The sequence below is a fragment of the Streptomyces sp. WZ-12 genome (genome assembly GCF_028898845.1).
In the GTDB taxonomy this organism is placed as follows: domain Bacteria; phylum Actinomycetota; class Actinomycetes; order Streptomycetales; family Streptomycetaceae; genus Streptomyces.
In genome coordinates this window covers 131,403-151,426 of record NZ_CP118574.1, presented here as the reverse complement: position 1 = coordinate 151,426, position 20,024 = coordinate 131,403, and the positions used below count along the sequence as shown (strand labels likewise).

Sequence of the window (20,024 nt, the reverse complement as noted above, 5' to 3'; positions counted from 1 at the left end):
GGAGCCCACCATGAGCACGCCCCCCAACAAGTACGTCGAGGCACTCCGGTCGTCCCTGAAGGAGATCGAGCGGCTGCGCCGGCAGAACGAACAACTGGTGGCGGCGGCGGTGGAACCCGTCGCGGTCGTCGGCATCGGCTGCCGGTTCCCCGGCGGCGTCACCACCCCCGAGGACCTGTGGGACCTGGTCGCCCAAGGCCGCGACGCCATCGGGCCGTTCCCGCAGGACCGCGGCTGGGACCTGGAGAAGCTGGCCGGCGGCGGCGAGGGCAGCAGCCTCGCCCAGGTCGGCGGATTCGTCGCCGACGCCGCCGGCTTCGACCCCGGCTTCTTCGGCATCTCCCCGCGCGAAGCGGTCGCCATGGACCCCCAGCAGCGCATCCTCCTGGAGATCACCTGGGAGGCCCTGGAACGCGCCGGCATCGACCCCTCCACCCTGCGCGGCAGCCAAACCGGCGTCTTCGTCGGCACCACCGGACAGGACTACGGCGAGGTCATCAAGGCGTCCGACGAGGACGTCGAGGTCTACTCGACCACCGGCCACGCCGCCAGCGTCATCTCCGGACGCCTCTCCTACACCCTCGGCGCCGAGGGCCCCGCGGCCACCGTCGACACCGGCTGCTCCTCCTCACTGGTGGCCCTGCACTGGGCCGTTCAGGCCCTGCGCGGCGGCGAGTGCGCCATGGCCCTGGCCGGCGGCGCCTCCATCATGTCCACCCCCGGCCCGTTCGTCTCCTTCACCGCGCAGAGCGGACTGGCCGCCGACGGCCGCTGCAAGTCCTTCTCCGACCACGCCGACGGCACCGGTTGGGGCGAGGGCGCCGGCATGCTCGTCCTGATGCGGCTCTCCGACGCCGAGCGCGAGGGCCGCCCGGTCCTCGCCGTGCTGCGCGGCTCCGCCATCAACCAGGACGGCGCCTCCAACGGCCTGACCGCCCCCAACGGCCCCTCCCAACAGCGCGTCATCCGCGCCGCGTTGGACAACGCCCACCTCACCGGCGCCGACATCGACGCCGTCGAGGCGCACGGCACCGGCACCACCCTCGGCGACCCCATCGAGGCCCAGGCGCTGCTGGCCACCTACGGACAGGACCGGCCCCGGCCGTTGCTGCTCGGCGCGCTCAAGTCCAACATCGGCCACACCCAGGCCGCTTCGGGCGTCGCCGGCGTGATCAAAATGATCATGGCGTTGCAGCGCGGTGTGCTGCCCCGCAGCCTGCACGCCACCGAACCCACCGCCGACGTCGACTGGACCGCCGGCGCCGTCACGCTCCTCGCCGAGCCCGTCGCCTGGCCCACCACCGGCCGCGCCCGCCGCGCCGGCGTCTCCTCCTTCGGCATCAGCGGCACCAACGCCCACGTCATCCTCGAACAGGCCCCCACCGCCCCCGAACCGCCCAGCACCGCACCCGCCCACCGCCCCGCCGTCGTCCCCTGGGCGCTGTCCGCCCGCACCGCCGCCGCCCTCGACGCCCAACACGCCCGCCTCACCGCCCACCTCGCCGGCACCCCCGAAGCCGACCCCCTCGACATCGGCTACTCCCTCGCCGACGGCCGCGCCACCTTCGAACACCGCACCGTCCTCCTCGCCGACCCCACCGGCCCCACCGAACTCGCCCGCGGCACCGCCGAAGACGGCCCCTTCGCCGTCCTCTTCTCCGGCCAGGGCTCCCAACGCCTGGGCATGGGGCGCGAACTCCACGCCCGCTTCCCGGTGTTCGCCGCCGCCTTCGACGAGATCACCGACCTCCTCGACGCCCACACCGACCGCCCGCTCCGCGACATCGTCTGGGGCACCGACGCCGAACCCCTCAACGACACCGGCTGGGCCCAACCCGCCCTGTTCGCCGTCGAGGTCGCCCTCTACCGCCTGGTCGAATCCCTCGGCGTCACCCCCGACTTCGTCGGCGGCCACTCCATCGGCGAACTCGCCGCCGCCCACGTCGCCGGCGTCCTCACCCTCGCCGACGCCTGCACCCTCGTCGCCGCCCGCGCCCGCCTGATGCAGGCCCTGCCGCGCGGCGGCGCCATGCTCGCCGTCCGCGCCACCGAGGACGAGGTCACCCCCCTGCTGAACGACGGCGTCACGATCGCCGCCGTCAACGGCCCCGCCGCCATCGTCGTCGCCGGCACCGAGGACGCCGTCGAGGCCCTCGCCGCCCACTTCGCTGACCAGGACCGCAAGACCACCCGACTGCGGGTCAGCCACGCCTTCCACTCGCCGCTGATGGACCCCATGCTCGCGGACTTCCGCGCCGTCGCCGAGGGCCTGACCTACCACGAGCCGCGCATCCCGGTCGTCTCCAACCTCACCGGCACCATCGCCACCGCCAGCGACCTGCGCTCCGCCGACTACTGGGTCCGCCACGTCCGCGAGGCCGTCCGCTTCGCCGACGGCGTGACCGCCCTCACCGACCGCGGCGTCACCACCCTCGTCGAACTCGGCCCGGACGGCGTGCTGTCCGCCATGGCCCAGGAATCCCTCCCCGCCGGCGCCGCCGCCGTCCCGCTGCTGCGCAAGGGCCGCCCCGAGGAGCTCTCCGCCGTCACCGGCCTGGCCCGCGCCCACGTCCGTGGCGTCACCGTCCGCTGGGCCCGGCTCTTCGACGGCACCGGCGCCCACCGCACCGACCTGCCCACCTACCCCTTCCAACACCAGCGCTACTGGCCCACCACCGCCCGCACCGCCCAAGACGTCAGCGCCGCCGGACTGGCCAGCGCCGACCACCCGCTGCTCGGCGCCAGCGTCGAACTCGCCGACGGCGCCGGCTACTTGTTCACCAGCCGCCTCTCCGTCCGCACCCACCCCTGGCTCGCCGACCACGCGGTCCAGGGCCGGGCACTGCTGCCCGGCACCGCCTTCGTCGAACTGGCCGTCCGCGCCGGCGACGAGGCCGACTGCGACCGCGTCGAGGAACTCACCCTCGCCGCACCCCTGGTGCTCCCCGAACACGGCGGCGTCCAACTCCAGGTCCGCGTCGGCGCCCCCGACGCCACCGGCCGCCGCACCCTCGGCATCTTCTCCCGCACCGAGGACGACCACGACCTGCCCTGGTCGCAACACGCCACCGGCGTCCTCACCACCGGCACCCCCACCCCGGCCGCCGCCTTCGACGCCACCGTCTGGCCCCCCACCGGCGCCGAACCCCTCGACCTCACCGGCGCCTACGCCCGCCTGGCCGGACTCGGCTTCGACTACGGCCCCGCGTTCCAGGGCCTGCGCGCCGCCTGGCGCCGCGGCAACGAGGTCTACGCCGAGGTCGCCCTGCCCGACGACGCCGGCACCGACCCCACCGAATTCGGCCTGCACCCGGCCCTGTTGGACGCCGCCCAGCACGCCGCCGCCTACGCCGACCTCGGCGCCATCAGCCGCGGCGGCCTGCCCTTCGCCTGGGAGGGCGTCTCGCTCGCCGCCACCGGCGCCACCACCGTCCGCGCCCGGATCGCCCCCGTCGGCGACGACACCGTCACCATCGCCGTCCACGACACCACCGGCGCCACCGTCCTGACCGTGGACTCCCTGGTCTCCCGCGAGATCCCCGCCAACGACGCCGGCACCACCACCCTCCACCGCGACTCCCTCTTCCACGTCGAGTGGACCCCGCTGCGCACCCGCCCCACCCATGCGCCGACCGCCGTCGCCGTCCTCGGCCCCGACCCGGACGGCCTCGCCAGCACCCTGCGCGCCACCGGCCTGACCCTCACCACCCACCCCGACCTCGACGCCCTCGCCGCCGAAGGCCCCGTCCCCGAGTTGGTCGTCACCACCCTGACCACCGACCCCGCGGCCACCACCCCGGACGCCGCCCACACCCGAACCACGGCCACCCTCCGCCTCGCCCAACAGTGGCTCGCCGACGACCGCTTCGCCGCCGCCCGCCTGGTCCTCGTCACCCGCGGCGCCACCGACGGCACCGACCCCGCCGCCGCGGCCGCCGGCGGACTGATCCGCACCGCCCGCACCGAAAACCCCGGCCGCTTCGCCCTCCTCGACCTCGCCCCCGACACCCCCCACCCCGACGCCGCCACCCTGGCGACCGCCCTGGCCGCCACCCACGACGAACCCGACCTCACCCTCCGCGGCACCACCCCGCACACCGCCCGCCTGACCCGCGTCCCCCACCCCACCACCCCCGTCGACTGGAACCCCGACGGCACCGTGCTGATCACCGGCGGCACCGGCGGCCTCGGCGCGGTCCTCGCCCGCCACCTGGTCACCACCCACGGCGTCCGCCACCTGCTGCTCGCCAGCCGCCGCGGCCCCACCGCCCCCGGCGCCGACGCCCTGACCACCGAACTCACCAACCACGGCGCCACCGTTCACATCGCCGCCTGCGACGTCACTGACCCCGCGGCCCTCACCGACCTGCTCGCCACCGTCCCCGCCACCCACCCCCTCACCGCCGTCCTCCACACCGCCGGCATCGTCGACGACGGCGTCCTCGGCTCCCTCACCCCCGAACGCCTGGCCGCCGTGCTGCGCCCCAAGGTGGACGCCGCCTGGCACCTGCACCAGGCCACCCGCCACCTCGACCTGGACGCCTTCGTCCTGTTCTCCTCCGTCGCCGCCACCCTCGGCAGCCCCGGCCAGGCCAACTACGCCGCCGGCAACGCCTTCCTGGACGCCCTCGCCGCCCAACGTGCCACCGCCGGCCTGCCCGCCACCTCCCTCGCCTGGGGCCCCTGGACCCAGAGCGTCGGCATGACCAAGAGCCTGACCGACCTCGACGTCGAACGCATCGCCCGCTCCGGCATGCCCCCGCTCACCCTGGAACAGGGCACCGCCCTCTTCGACGCGGCCCTCGCCGCCGGACCCGCCGCCCTCGCCCCGGTCCGCCTCGACCTGCCCGTCCTGCGCACCCAGGGCGAGATCGCCCCCCTGCTCCGCGGCCTGATCCGCACCCCCGCCCGGCGCGCCGCCGCCCAGGTCTCCCAGACCGCCGACGGCCTCACCCAACGCCTCGCCGGCCTCGACGCCACCGCCCGCCGCGAAGCCCTCCTCGACCTCGTCCGCACCCAGATCGCCCACGTCCTCGGCCACGCGGACGCCACCGACGTCGAAGCCGGCCGCCAGTTCCAGGACCTCGGCTTCGACTCCCTCACCGCCGTCGAACTCCGCAACGCCCTCACCACCGCAACGGGCCTCCGCCTGCCCGCCACCATGGTGTTCGACTACCCGACCCCGCACACGCTCGCCGACCACCTCCGCGACGAACTCCTGGGCACCACAGAGGAGTTGACACCCGCCACACCCCTCCCCGCCGCGCCCGCCACCACCGACGACCCGGTCGTCATCGTCGGCATGGCCTGCCGCTACCCCGGCGGCGTCGCCACCCCCGAGGACCTGTGGCGCCTGGTCAGCGAAGGCGCCGACGCCACCGGCCCGTTCCCCACCAACCGCGGCTGGGACCTGGACAACCTCTACGACCCGGACCCCGACCGCCCCGGCCGCACCCACGTCCGCGCCGGCGGCTTCCTGCACGACGCCGGCGCCTTCGACCCCGACTTCTTCGGCATGAGCCCCCGCGAGGCCACCGCCACCGACTCCCAACAGCGCCTCCTGCTCGAACTCTCCTGGGAAGCCGTCGAACGCGCCGGCATCGACCCCGCCTCCCTGCGCGACAGCCGCACCGGCGTCTTCGCCGGCGTCATGTACAACGACTACGGCACCACCCTCACCGGCGACGAGTACGAGGCGTTCCGCGGCAACGGCAGCGCCCCCAGCGTCGCCTCCGGCCGCATCTCCTACACCCTCGGCCTCGAAGGCCCCGCCGTCACCGTCGACACCGCCTGCTCCTCCTCCCTGGTCGCCCTGCACTGGGCCGCCCAGGCACTCCGCGCCGGAGAGTGCTCCCTGGCCCTGGCCGGCGGCGTGACCGTGATGTCCACCCCCAGCACCTTCGTCGAGTTCTCCCGACAGCGCGGACTGGCCCCCGACGGCCGCTCCAAGGCATTCGCCGACGCGGCCGACGGCGTCGCCTGGTCCGAGGGCGTGGGCATGCTGGTGCTGGAGCGCCAGTCCGACGCCCTCCGCAACGGTCACCAGATCCTGGCCGTGGTGCGCGGCTCGGCCGTCAACCAGGACGGTGCGTCCAACGGCCTGACGGCTCCCAACGGCCCGTCCCAACAGCGCGTCATCCGCCAGGCGTTGGCCAGTGGCGGCCTGTCCACGGGTGACGTGGACGTGGTCGAGGCGCACGGCACCGGGACGACGCTCGGTGACCCGATCGAGGCCCAGGCACTCATCGCCACCTACGGTCGCGACCGCGATCCCGAGCACCCGCTGCTGCTCGGCTCGGTCAAGTCCAACATCGGACACACCCAGGCCGCCGCGGGCGTCGCCGGCATCATCAAGATGGTCCTGGCGATGCGACACGGAGTGGTTCCGCAGACCCTGCACGTCGACGCGCCGTCCTCGCACGTCGACTGGGACGCGGGTGCCGTCGAGTTGCTCACCGAGCAGACGGCCTGGCCGGAGACGGGGAGGGCCCGCCGCGCCGGCGTCTCCTCCTTCGGCATCAGCGGCACCAACGCCCACGTCGTCATCGAGCAACCGCCCACCGTCGTCCCCGGCACGGTCGTGCCCACCGACCGCCCCGTCGAGGAACTGCCCGTCGCCCCCTGGGCGTTGTCCGCCAAGACCCCCGACGCCCTGCGCGACCAGGCCGCCCGCCTCCTCACCCACGTCGAGGCCCACCCCGAACTGCGCCCCGTCGACATCAGCTACTCACTGATCAGCACCCGCACCGCCTTCGACCACCGCGCCGTCATCCTCGGCACCGACCGCGCCGAGGCCCTCCGCGGCCTGACCGCCCTCGCCACCGGCACCGACGACCCGGCCGTCCTCACCGGCACCGCCCGCGCCGGCCGGACCGCCTTCCTCTTCTCCGGCCAGGGCTCCCAACGACTCGGCATGGGCCGCGTCCTCTACGAACGCTTCCCCGCCTTCGCCGAAGCCCTCGACACCGTCCTCACCCGCCTGGACGCCGAACTCGGCCAGCCCCTCCGCGACATCGTCTGGGGCGACGACGCCCAACTCCTCGACCGCACCGGCTACACCCAGCCCGCCCTGTTCGCCGTCGAGGTGGCACTGTTCCGCCTTCTGGAAAGCTGGGGCATCACACCGGACTTCGTGGCCGGCCACTCCATCGGCGAGATCGTCGCCGCGCACGTCTCGGGCGTCCTCTCCCTGAACGACGCCTGCCGCCTCGTCGTCGCCCGCGCCGCGCTGATGCAGTCGCTGCCCGAAGGCGGCGCGATGATCGCCGTCCAGGCCACCGAGGACGAGGTGCTGCCCCTCCTCACCGACGACGCCTCCCTCGCCGCCATCAACGGCCCGACCTCCGTCGTCGTCTCCGGCCACGAGGACGCCGCCCTCGAAATCGCCCGACACTTCGCCGACCAGGGCCGCCGCACCACCCGCCTGCGCGTCAGCCACGCCTTCCACTCCCCGCTGATGGCCCCGATGTTGGACGACTTCCGCGCGGTCGTCGACGGCCTCGCCTTCGCCGCCCCCACCGTCCCCGTCGTGTCCAACCTCACCGGCGGACTGGCCACCGCCGACGAACTCCGCTCGGCCGACTACTGGGTCCGACACGTCCGCGACGCGGTCCGCTTCGCCGACGGCATCCGCACCCTCGCCGACCGCGGCGTCACCACCTTCGTCGAACTCGGCCCGGACAGCGTGCTGTCCGCCGTGGCCCAGGAATCCGCCCCCGAAGGCGCCACCACGGTCCCGCTGTTGCGCAAGGACCGCCCCGAGGAACAGGCCGTCATCACCGCCCTCTGCCACCTCCAGGCACTCGGCGTCGAGGCCGACTGGACCGCCACCTACGACGGCCTCGACGCCACCCGCGTCGACCTGCCGACCTACGCCTTCCAACACCGCTGGTTCTGGCCCGCCGCCCGCACCGCCCGCCCCGACGACGTCCGCGCCGCCGGCCTCGGCGCCACGCAACACCCGCTCCTCGGCGCCGCCGTGCACCTCCCCGACGACGACGGCGCACTCTTCACCGGCCGCCTCTCGCTGCGCACCCACCCCTGGCTGGCCGACCACACCGTCCTTGGCACCGTCCTCGTCCCCGGCACCGCCCTGCTCGAACTCGCCATCCGCGCCGGCGACGAGACCGGCTGCGGCCACGTCGAGGAACTCACCCTGGCCGCCCCCCTGACCCTGCCCGAGGACGCCGCCGCCCTCCTCCAGGTACGCGTCGGCCCCGCCGACGCCACCGGTCGCCGCACCCTCACCCTCCACGCCCGCCCCGAAGACCCCGACGCCCGCCCCTGGACCCTGCACGCCACCGGCATCCTGACGGCCGGCGCGGCCCCGGTCGACCCCGGTTTCGACGCCACGGTCTGGCCGCCCGTCGGCGCCGAGCCGCTCAACTCGGCGGACTGCTATGCCCACTTCGCCGCCCTGGGCTTCGGTTACGGGCCGGTCTTCCAGGGGTTGCGGTCTGCCTGGCGCACCGGCGACGTTCTCTATGCCGAGGTGGCGCTCCCCGAGTCGGCCGTCGACGACGCGTCCGCCTTCGGTCTCCACCCGGCCCTCCTGGACGCCGCCCTGCACGCCGCCCTCCTCACCGACGACGGCAATACCGGGCTCCCCTTCTCCTGGGAAGGCGTCACTCTCCACGCCACCGGCGCCACCGCACTACGCGTCCGCCTCGCCCCCGCCGGCCCCAACGCCCTCTCCCTCACCGCCGTCGACCCGGCCGGCAACCCCGTCACCACCATCACCCGACTCCTCGCCCGCCCCGTGGACGCCGACCAACTGACCACCGACGCCACCCACTCCCACGACGCGCTCTTCCACCTCGACTGGACCCCGGTCCCACTACCCGACACCGGCACACCCACGCCGCTGACCCTCATCGGCCCGGACACCACCGCACTCGCCGACGCCCTCGGCGGTCAGGTCACCGCGCACCACGCCACCCTCGCCGACCTCCCGGCCGGCGACACCGCCCCACCCACCACCGTCCTCGCCCCCCTCACCGCTCCCTTCGACGGTGACACCGCGCAGCGCGCGCACACCCTCACCGCCCACGCCCTGACCCTCGCCCAACAGTGGCTGGCTGCCGACCGCCCGGCCGGCTCCCGACTGGTCTTCGTCACCCAAGGAGCCATCGCCACCGACGACGCGCCCGCCACCGACCCGGCCGCCGCCGCGGTCTGGGGCCTGATCCGCTCCGCCCAGACCGAGAACCCCGACACCTTCAGCCTCCTCGACCTCGACACCGAACCCGCCTCCACCACCGCGCTCAGCCGAGCCCTCACCCTCGACGAACCCCAACTCCTCCTCCGCGCCGGCCACGCCCGCGCCGCCCGCCTCACCCGCACCCCCGGCCCCACGACCACCCACACGCCGTGGTCCGCGGACGGAACGGTGTTGGTGACGGGTGGTACCGGTGGTCTGGGTGGGGTGTTGGCCCGGCATTTGGTGCGTTCGTGTGGTGTGCGCAATGTGGTGTTGACGAGTCGGTCTGGTGCTGGGGCTGCTGGTGTGGCGGAGTTGGTTGCGGAGTTGGAGTCGTTGGGTGCTGCTGAGGTGTCGGTGGTGGCGTGTGATGTCGCTGACCGTGATGCGGTGGTGGAGTTGGTGGAGACCCTCTCCGTTGTGCGTCCGTTGAGTGTGGTGGTGCATGCGGCTGGTGTGTTGGATGACGGTGTGGTGGGTTCGTTGACGCCGGAGCGTTTGGCGGCGGTGTTGCGTCCGAAGGTGGATGGTGCGTGGAATCTGCATCAGGCGACTCGTGGTCTGGATCTGGATGCGTTTGTTGTCTTTTCCTCTGTGGCGGGTGTGTTTGGTGGTGCTGGCCAGGCTAACTACGCGGCGGGGAATGCCTTTTTGGATGCTTTGGCGGCTGATCGGGTGGCTGCTGGGTTGTGTGGTGTGTCGTTGGCGTGGGGTGCTTGGGAGCAGGGGGTGGGGATGACGTCTGGGTTGACGGAGCGGGATGTTCGCCGTGCCGCTGAGTCCGGGATGCCGCTGCTGACTGTTGAGCAGGGTCTGGCGCTCTTCGACGCGGCCCTGGCCACCGGAAGCCCCGCGCTGGTCCCGGTCCGCCTGGACCTCACCGCACTGCGCACCCAGGGCGAGATCGCACCACTCCTCCGTGGCCTCGTCCGCGCACCGCAGCGCCGCACCGCAGCCACCGGATCCGCCACCGGCGCGGACACCGGACTCATCCAACGGCTCGGCCGACTCGACCGTGCCCAACGCCACGAGGCACTGCTCGACATCGTCCGCAGCAGCGCCGCCCTGGTCCTCGGACATGCCGACGGCAACGCCATCGACGCCGAACGCGCCTTCCGCGACCTGGGATTCGACTCGCTCACTGCCGTCGAACTCCGCAACCGCCTGCGCACCGCCACCGGCCTACACCTGTCCGCCACCATGGTCTTCGACCACCCCACCCTGTCCGCCCTGGCGGATCATCTGCAGGACGAGTTGTTCGGCGGGATCGACAGTCAGCCTCAGGTGCCGGTTCAGTCGCTGCCGCCGGCGGTCGACGATCCGATCGTGGTGGTGGGGATGGCGTGCCGCTTCCCGGGTGGTGTTGCTTCGCCTGAGGATCTGTGGCGTCTGGTGAGCGAGGGGGCGGATGCGATCACTTCGTTCCCGACCAATCGCGGTTGGGACGTGGACAGCCTCTACGACCCGGACCCCGAGCACTTCGGGACGTCTTACACGCGTAGTGGTGGGTTCCTGCATGAGGCGGGGGAGTTCGATCCGGGTTTCTTCGGGATGAGTCCGCGGGAGGCGTTGGCGACGGATTCGCAGCAGCGTCTGTTGTTGGAGTCGTCGTGGGAGGCGATCGAGCGGGCCGGTATTGATCCGGTGTCCCTGCGCGGTAGTCAGACGGGCGTGTTCGCCGGTGTGATGTATGGCGATTACGGAAGCATGTTGGGCGGTAGGGAGTTTGAGGGGTTCCAGGGGCAGGGGAGTGCGGGCAGTGTGGCCTCCGGTCGCGTCTCGTACACCTTCGGCTTCGAGGGCCCGGCCGTCACCGTGGACACCGCCTGTTCCTCCTCCCTGGTCGCCCTGCACTGGGCGGCCCAGGCCCTGCGCGCCGGGGAATGCTCGTTGGCTCTGGCCGGCGGTGTGACGGTGATGTCCACGCCCAGCACCTTCGTGGAGTTCTCGCGTCAGCGAGGGTTGGCTCCGGACGGCCGTTCCAAGGCGTTCGCCGAGGCCGCTGATGGTGTGGGATGGTCCGAGGGCGTGGGCATGTTGGTGCTGGAGCGCCAGTCCGACGCGGTCCGCAACGGTCACCAGATCCTGGCCGTGGTGCGCGGCTCGGCCGTCAACCAGGACGGCGCGTCCAACGGTCTGACGGCTCCCAACGGCCCGTCCCAACAGCGCGTGATTCGCCAGGCGTTGGCGAGTGGTGGCCTGTCCACGGGTGATGTGGATGTGGTCGAGGCGCACGGCACCGGTACGACGCTCGGTGACCCGATCGAGGCCCAGGCACTCATCGCCACCTACGGTCAGCGTCGCCCGGAGGACCGGCCCCTGTGGCTCGGTTCGCTCAAGTCCAACATCGGGCACGCGCAGGCCGCGGCGGGTGTTGCCGGTGTCATCAAGATGGTGTTGGCGATGCGGCATGGTGTGTTGCCGCGGACCCTGCATGTCGACGCGCCGTCCTCGCACGTCGACTGGGGCGCGGGTGCCGTCGAGTTGCTGACCGAGCAGACGGCTTGGCCGGAGACGGGGAGGGCCCGGCGGGCCGGTGTGTCCTCGTTCGGTATCAGTGGCACCAACGCCCACGTCATCCTGGAACAGCCGGGGGACAGTCAGAGCCTCGCCGAGGAGCCGACCGGGCCCGAACTCGCCGTTGTGCCCGTCCCGTTGGCCGGAGCGACCTCCGAAGCCCTGCGTGGCCAGGCCGCGCGCCTGCTGACTTGGCTGGCTGAGCGCCCCGACCTGCGCCCGCTCGACCTCGGCCACTCACTGGCCACGACCCGTTCGGCGTTCGATCACCGTGCGGTGGTTCTCGCGGCCGAACGCGCCGATGTGGTCCGGGCGTTGGAGGCCATCGCCAACGGTGGCGACGACCCTGCCGCCATTGTCGACCAGAGGCGCCCGGGGCGTCATGCGGTGCTGTTCTCGGGTCAGGGTTCGCAGCGTTTGGGGATGGGGCGTGAGTTGTATGGCCGGTTCCCGGTGTTCGCGCAGGCATTGGACTCCGTGATCGAGCTGTTGGACGAGGAGCTTCCCGGTTCGTCCCCCTCGTTCGGTATGCGTGAGGTGATGTGGGGCGGGGATGCCGATGCGTTGAATGAGACGGGTTGGGCGCAGCCGGCCTTGTTCGCTGTTGAGGTGGCGTTGTATCGGTTGGTGGAGAGTTGGGGTGTGCGGCCGGACTTCGTTGCCGGCCACTCCATCGGTGAGATCGCCGCGGCGCATGTCGCCGGGGTGTTCACCTTGCGGGATGCGTGCCGTTTGGTCGCTGCGCGTGCGTCGTTGATGCAGGCGTTGCCGTCTGGTGGGGCGATGGTTGCGGTTCAGGCCGCCGAGGACGAGGTGGTTCCGCACCTGTCCGACGGCCTGTCCATCGCCGCCGTCAACGGCCCCACCTCCGTGGTCATTTCCGGCACCGAGCGTGCGGCGCATGCGCTGGCGGAACGGTTGGCCGAAACCGGGCGCAAGACAACCCGGCTGCGCGTCTCGCACGCGTTCCACTCCCCGCTGATGGACCCGATGCTCGACGAGTTCCGGACCGTTGCCGAGGGGCTGTCCTACACCGCCCCCACCCTCCCCGTCGTGTCGAATCTGACCGGCGGACTGGCCTCTGCCGACGAGTTGTGCACGGCGGAGTACTGGGTCCGGCACGTCCGGGAAGCGGTGCGCTTCGCCGACGGCGTTGCCACGATGGAGCGCGAAGGCGTCACCGTGTTCCTGGAACTGGGGCCGGACGGCGTGTTGTCCGCCATGTCCCAGGAATCGTTGACCGGCGACGCGGTCACCGTCCCGGTCCTGCGCAAGGACCGCGACGAGGAGACCTCCGCACTCACCGCACTCGCTCACCTGCACGCCGCGGGACTCCGCATCGACTGGTCGACGCTCTTCGCCGGCACCGCCGCCGTCCGCGTCGATCTGCCGACCTACGCCTTCCAGCACGCCACCTACTGGCCCACCGGCACCCTGGCCACCGCGAACGCCAAGGCCGCCGGCCTCACCGCCGCCGAACACCCGCTCCTCGACGGTTCGGTCGAACTCGCCGAAGGGGAAGGGGTGTTGTTCACCGGACGGTTGTCGCTCCAGACGCATCCATGGCTGGCCGACCACGCCGTCATGGGCCAGACGTTGCTGCCCGGCACAGCGCTGCTGGAGCTGGCGCTCCGCGCGGGTGACGAGGCCGGTTGCGATCGCGTTGAGGAGTTGACCCTGGCCGCACCGCTCGTCCTGCCGGAGCGCGGAGCGCTACAGACCCAGGTACGCGTCGGCGTCGCCGACGCCACCGGCCGCCGCACCGTCACCGTCCACTCGCGGCCGGCAAACGCGACCGACGTGTCCTGGGCCCTGCACGCCACCGGCATCCTGACGGCCGCCGCTGCCCCGGTCGACCCCGACTTCGATGCCACGGTCTGGCCGCCCGTCGGCGCCGAGCCGCTCAACTCGGCGGACTGCTATGCCCACTTCGCCGCCCTGGGCTTCGGTTACGGGCCGGTCTTCCAGGGGTTGCGGTCTGCCTGGCGCACCGGCGATGTCCTCTACGCCGAGGTGGCGCTCCCCGAGTCGGCCGTCGACGGCGCGTCCGCCTTCGGTCTCCACCCGGCCCTCCTGGACGCCGCCCTGCACGCCGCCCTCCTCACCGACGGCGGCAGCACTGGCCTGCCGTTCTCCTGGGAAGGCGCAACCCTGCACGCCACCGGCGCCACCGCACTACGCGTCCGGTTGACCCCGACGGGCGACGACGGCGGATCGGTGGCCCTCGCCGTCGCCGACACCGCCGGTCGCCCGGTCGCCACCATCGACCAGCTCGTCTCCCGCCCCGTCTCCGGCGCGCAGTTGACCGGCTCCACGAGCCTCGCCCGCGATGCCCTGTTCGCCCTGGACTGGACCCCGGTACCGGAGGCGGAGAGCGCGACCGGTGCGGACGACGGCCACGGTGCCCCCACCACCCTCGCGCTCATCGGAACGACGGCGATCGGCGCCGAACTCGCCGCCGACCTGGCCGCCGCCGGCGTTCGCGTCACCACCCACGCCGACCTGTCCGCACTGTCCGCCCTCGCCGCGGACGACACCGATGTTCCGGACACGGTCCTGATCGCCATCGGGGAAACCAGGACCGCGGCCCTCGGCACGACATCGAACGCCCCGTCCCCGGCCGAGGCCGCACACACCTTGGCCGCCGACGCACTCGCCCTCGTCCAGCAATGGACCGGGCAGGGGCGTTCCGCGGGCGCCGCACGGCTGGCGTTCGTCACGACCGGGGCCGTGGCCGCCGGCGGGAGCGACATCATCGACCTCGCCGCGTCCGCGGTCTGGGGCCTGGTGCGCTCCGCACAGTCCGAGGCCCCGGACACCTTCGTCCTCATCGACCGGGACCCGCGCCCGGCCGGCCCGTACGACAGCGCCGCGGCCGCCGAACGGGGCCGCCTGCTGCTCCGCGCCCTGCACACCACCGAACCGCAACTCGCGCTCCGCGACGGCGGAGTGCTCGCCGCCAGGCTGGCCCGCTTCGATGCGGACGCCGTCCTCGCCCCGCCGGCCGAGCCGGCATGGCGACTCGACAGCACGGCCAAGGGCAGCCTCAACGGCCTCGCCCTGACCCCGTATCCGGCGGCGCTGGAACCGCTGACGGGCCACGAGGTCCGCGTCGAGGTCCGGGCGGCGGGCCTGAACTTCCGCGACGTCCTCAACGCGCTCGGCATGTACCCCGGGGACGACGTGGGCCTGTTCGGCTCCGAGGCGGCCGGCGTGGTCGTCGAGGTCGGACCGGAGGTCACCGACCTCGCCCCCGGCGACCACATCATGGGCATGATCACCGGCAGCTTCGGCTCCCTCGCCGTGGACGACGCCCGCCGCCTGACCCACCTGCCCGAGGACTGGTCCTGGGAGACGGGTGCCTCGGTGCCGTTGGTGTTCCTGACCGCGTACTACGCCCTGCGGGAGTTGGGCGGACTGCGGGCGGGGGAGCGGGTGTTGGTGCATGCCGGTGCCGGTGGTGTGGGGATGGCGGCGGTCCAGATCGCCCGTCATCTGGGTGCCGAGGTCTTCGCGACGGCCAGTGAGGGCAAGTGGGAGGTGCTGCGTTCTCTGGGGGTGGCCGATGACCACATCGCCTCCTCCCGGACCCTGGACTTCGCGGTGTCGTTCGCGGAGGTCGCCGGTGACGGCGGCCTGGACGTGGTGTTGAACGCGTTGTCCGGCGAGTTCGTGGACGCCTCGATGGGGTTGCTCGGTGCGGGCGGCCGGTTCCTGGAGATGGGCAAGACCGACATCCGGGAGGCCGACTCCGTCCCGGACCACCTCGCCTACCACTCCTTCGACCTCGCCTGGGTGGCGCCCGCAACCATCGGCACCATGCTGGCCGAGCTGATGGACCTCTTCCACACCGGGGCGCTGCGCCCCCTCCCGGTCCGCACCTGGGACGTCCGGCACGCCAAGGACGCGTTCCGGTACATGAGCATGGCCAAGCACATCGGCAAGATCGTGCTGACCCTGCCCCGCAACTGGCGGCCCGACGGAACGGTGTTGGTGACGGGTGGTACCGGTGGTTTGGGTGGGGTGTTGGCCCGGCATTTGGTGCGTTCGTGTGGTGTGCGCAATGTGGTGTTGACGAGTCGGTCTGGTGTTGGGGCTGTGGGTGTGGCGGAGTTGGTTGCGGAGTTGGAGTCGTTGGGTGCTGCTGAGGTGTCGGTGGTGGCGTGTGATGTGGCTGACCGTGATGCGGTGGTGGAGTTGGTTGATGGCATTTCCGTTGTGCGTCCGTTGAGTGTGGTGGTGCATGCGGCGGGTGTGTTGGATGACGGTGTGGTGGGTTCGTTGACGCCGGAGCGTTTGGCGGCGGTGTTGCGTCCGAAGGTGGATGGTGCGTGGAATCTGCATCAGGCGACTCGTGGTCTGGATCTGGATGCGTTTGTTGTCTTTTCCTCTGTGGCGGGTGTGTTTGGTGGTGCTGGCCAGGCCAACTACGCGGCGGGGAATGCCTTTTTGGATGCTTTGGCGGCTGATCGGGTGGCTGCTGGGTTGTGTGGTGTGTCGTTGGCGTGGGGTGCGTGGGAGCAGGGGGTGGGGATGACGTCTGGGTTGACGGAGCGGGATGTTCGCCGTGCCGCTGAGTCCGGGATGCCGCTGCTGACTGTTGAGCAGGGTCTGGCGCTCTTCGACGCGGCTCTGGCCACTGGAAGCCCCGCGCTGGTCCCGGTCCGCCTGGACCTCACCGCACTGCGTCACCAGCCCACCGTCCCACCGCTGTTGCGCGGGCTGGTCAAGGCACCCCTCCGCCGCACGGCGGCAACGACCGCGCCCGGCGACGACACCGGACTGGCCGAACGACTCACCCGACTCCAGCGCACCGAGCGACGGGAGACCCTCCTCGCCCTCGTCCGCGACCAGGCCGCCATGGTCCTGGGCCACACCACCGGCGACGGCGTCGACCCGTCCCGCGCCTTCCGCGACCTCGGCTTCGACTCGCTCACCGCGGTCGAACTCCGCAACCGCATCGGCTCCGCGACCGGCCTGCGCCTCCCGGCCACCGCGGTCTTCGACTACCCCACCGCAACCGCCCTCGCCGAGTACCTGCTCGCCGAACTCCTCGGCCCCGACGCCGAATCGGACCCCCAGGAACCCAACGCCCCGACCGTCGCTCCGGACGACGACCCCATCGTCGTCATCGGCATGAGCTGCCGCTTCCCGGGCGGCATCGCCTCCCCCGAGGACCTGTGGCGCCTGCTCGGGGACGGCGCCGATGTCGTCTCCGACTTCCCGACCAACCGCGGTTGGGACCTCGACAACCTCTATGACCCCGACCCCGCCCACACAGGCACCTCCTACGCCCGCTCCGGCGGCTTCCTGCACGACGCCGCCGAGTTCGACGCCGACTTCTTCGGCATGAGCCCCCGCGAGGCGATGGCCACCGACTCCCAGCAGCGCCTGCTCCTGGAGTCCACCTGGGAGGCGATCGAACGCGCCGGCATCGACCCCGTCTCCCTGCGCGACAGCCGCACCGGCGTCTTCGCCGGCGTCATGTACAGCGGTTACGGCACCCGCCTCGACGGCGCGGAATTCGAAGGGTTCCAGGGCCAGGGCAGCGCACTGAGCGTCGCATCCGGCCGCGTCTCGTACACCTTCGGCTTCGAAGGCCCGGCGATGACCGTGGACACCGCCTGCTCCTCCTCCCTGGTCGCGCTGCACCTCGCCGCACAGGCACTGCGCGGTGGCGAGTGCACCCTCGCCCTCGCGGGCGGCGTCACCGTCATGTCCATCCCGGACACCTTCATCGAGTTCTCCCGACAGCGCGGACTGGCCTCCGACGGCCGCTCCAAGCCCTTCTCCGAATCCGCCGACGGCGTCGGCTGGTCCGAAGGCATCGGCATGCTCGTACTGGAGCGCCAGTCCGACGCCCTCCGCAACGGTCACCAGATCCTGGCCGTGGTGCGCGGCTCGGCGGTCAACCAGGACGGTGCGTCCAACGGCCTGACGGCCCCCAACGGCCCGTCCCAACAGCGCGTCATCCGCCAGGCGTTGGCCAGTGGCGGCCTGTCCACGGGTGACGTGGACGTGGTCGAGGCGCACGGCACCGGCACGACGCTCGGCGACCCCATCGAGGCCCAGGCACTCATCGCCACCTACGGCCAGGACCGCGACCCCGAGCACCCGCTGCTGCTGGGTTCGATCAAGTCCAACCTCGGGCACACCCAGGCCGCGGCCGGCGTCGCCGGCGTTATCAAGATGGTGCTCGCGATGCGACACGGCATGCTGCCGCGCAGCCTGAACATCACCGAACCCTCCACGCACGTCGATTGGGACGCCGGCGCGGTCGAGCTGCTGACCGAGCAGACGGCCTGGCCGGAGACGGGGAGGGCCAGGCGGGCCGGTGTCTCCTCGTTCGGCATCAGCGGCACCAACGCCCACGTCATCCTGGAACAGCCGGCGATCGCGCCGCGCCCCGAGGCAGCGGAACAGGCAGTCGCTCCGGAGCCGACCGTGGTCCCGGTGGTCCCGTGGACGCTCTCGGGCAAGACCCCGGAAGCCCTGCGCGACCAGGCCGCACGCCTGCACGCGCACATCCAACAACACCCCGACCTCGCCCCCGTCGACGTCGCCCTCTCCCTCGCCACCCAGCGCTCGCACTTCGCCCACCGGGCCGTCGTCCTGCGTGCTGACCACGACGAGGCGACCCGGGCCCTCTCCGCCATCGCGGCGGACGAACCAGACCCCTCGGCCCTCACCGGCCAAGCCCGCACGGGCCGTTGCGCCGTGCTGTTCTCGGGTCAGGGTTCGCAGCGTTTGGGGATGGGGCGTGAGTTGTACGACCGGTTCCCGGTGTTCGCCCGGGCCCTGGACTCCGTGATCGAGCTGTTGGACGGCGATCTGTCTGGTGTGTCGTCCGTGGTTGGTGTGCGTGAGGTGATGTGGGGCGGGGATGCCGATGCGTTGAATGAGACGGGTTGGGCGCAGCCGGCCTTGTTCGCGGTTGAGGTGGCGTTGTATCGGTTGGTGGAGAGTTGGGGTGTGCGGCCGGACTTCGTGGCGGGTCACTCCATTGGTGAGGTTGCTGCGGCGCATGTCGCCGGGGTGTTCACCTTGCGGGATGCGTGCCGTTTGGTGGTGGCGCGTGCGTCGTTGATGCAGGCGTTGCCGTCTGGTGGGGCGATGGTTGCGGTTCAGGCCGCCGAGGAGGAGGTCGTGCCGCGCCTGTCTGGTGAGGTGTCGATCGCTGCGGTCAACGGGCCTACTGCTGTGGTGGTTTCGGGTGTGGAGGATGCCGTTCTGGGGGTCGCGGGTGTCTTTGAGGCGGAGGGGCGTAGGGTGACGCGGTTGCGGGTGTCGCATGCGTTCCACTCGCCGTTGATGGATCCGATGTTGGATGATTTCCGGGCTGTTGCCGAGGAGTTGTCCTACTCCGCTCCGTCGATTCCCGTCGTGTCGAATCTGACGGGTGGGTTGGCTTCGGCGGATGAGTTGTGCTCGGCGGGGTATTGGGTGCGGCATGTTCGGGAGGCGGTGCGTTTCGCGGAGGGTGTGCGGTGTCTGGAGGCTGAGGGGGTGCGGACGTTCCTGGAGCTCGGGCCGGACGGCGTCCTCGCCGCCATGGCGAGGGAGACGCTCACCGACGAGAGCGTCACCCTCCCCGCCCTCCGCCGGAACACGTCCGAGGAACGTGCCCTGCTCACCGCGCTCGGCCGGCTCCACGCCACCGGTACGCCGATCGACTGGACCACCTTCCTGGCCCCGGCCGGCGCACGCCCGGTGAGCCTGCCGACGTACGCGTTCCAACACCGGCCGTTCTGGCCGGCCGGCGGCCGCGGGACCGTGGACGCCGCCGCCATCGGCATCACCGGAGCCAGTCACCCCCTCCTCAACGGCATCGTCGAACTCGCCGAGGACGAGGGCACGTTGCTGACCGGCCGCCTCTCGTTGCAGTCCCACCCGTGGCTGGCCGACCACGCCGTCATGGGCCAGGCACTGCTGCCGGGCACCGCGCTCCTGGAACTCGCACTGCGGGCCGGTGATGAGGTCGGCTGCGATCACGTCGAGGAGTTGACCCTGGCCGCACCGCTCGTCCTGCCGGAGCGCGGGGCGGTCCGGGCCCAGGTCCGGGTGGGCGTCGCCGACGCCGCCGGCCGCCGCACCCTCACCATCCACTCGCGCCCCGAACACACCGGGAACTCGCCGTGGACCCAGCACGCCACCGGCGTCCTCGCCACCGGCCTGCCGGCCGCGACCACCGTCCCCTTCGACGCCACGACTTGGCCACCGACCCACGCCGAACCCGTTGACCTCGCGGACTTCTACGCGTCGCGCGCCGTCGAAGGATTCGACTACGGGCCCGCCTTCCAGGGCCTGC

Annotated in this window: 1 protein-coding gene (only partly in view); it reads left to right on the top strand. The window is 72.2% G+C overall.

All coding sequences use genetic code 11. The annotated features are described in order from the left end of the window. The first annotated feature begins 10 nt into the window (after positions 1-10). A protein-coding gene (locus tag PV796_RS00405) for a type I polyketide synthase (RefSeq protein ID WP_274910681.1) crosses the window boundary here: on the top strand, positions 11-20,024 show its 5' portion. 13,022 nt of this gene lie beyond the right edge of the window; 20,014 of the gene's 33,036 nt are visible here — the first part of the coding sequence; the start codon lies at positions 11-13; its stop codon lies off the right edge, out of view.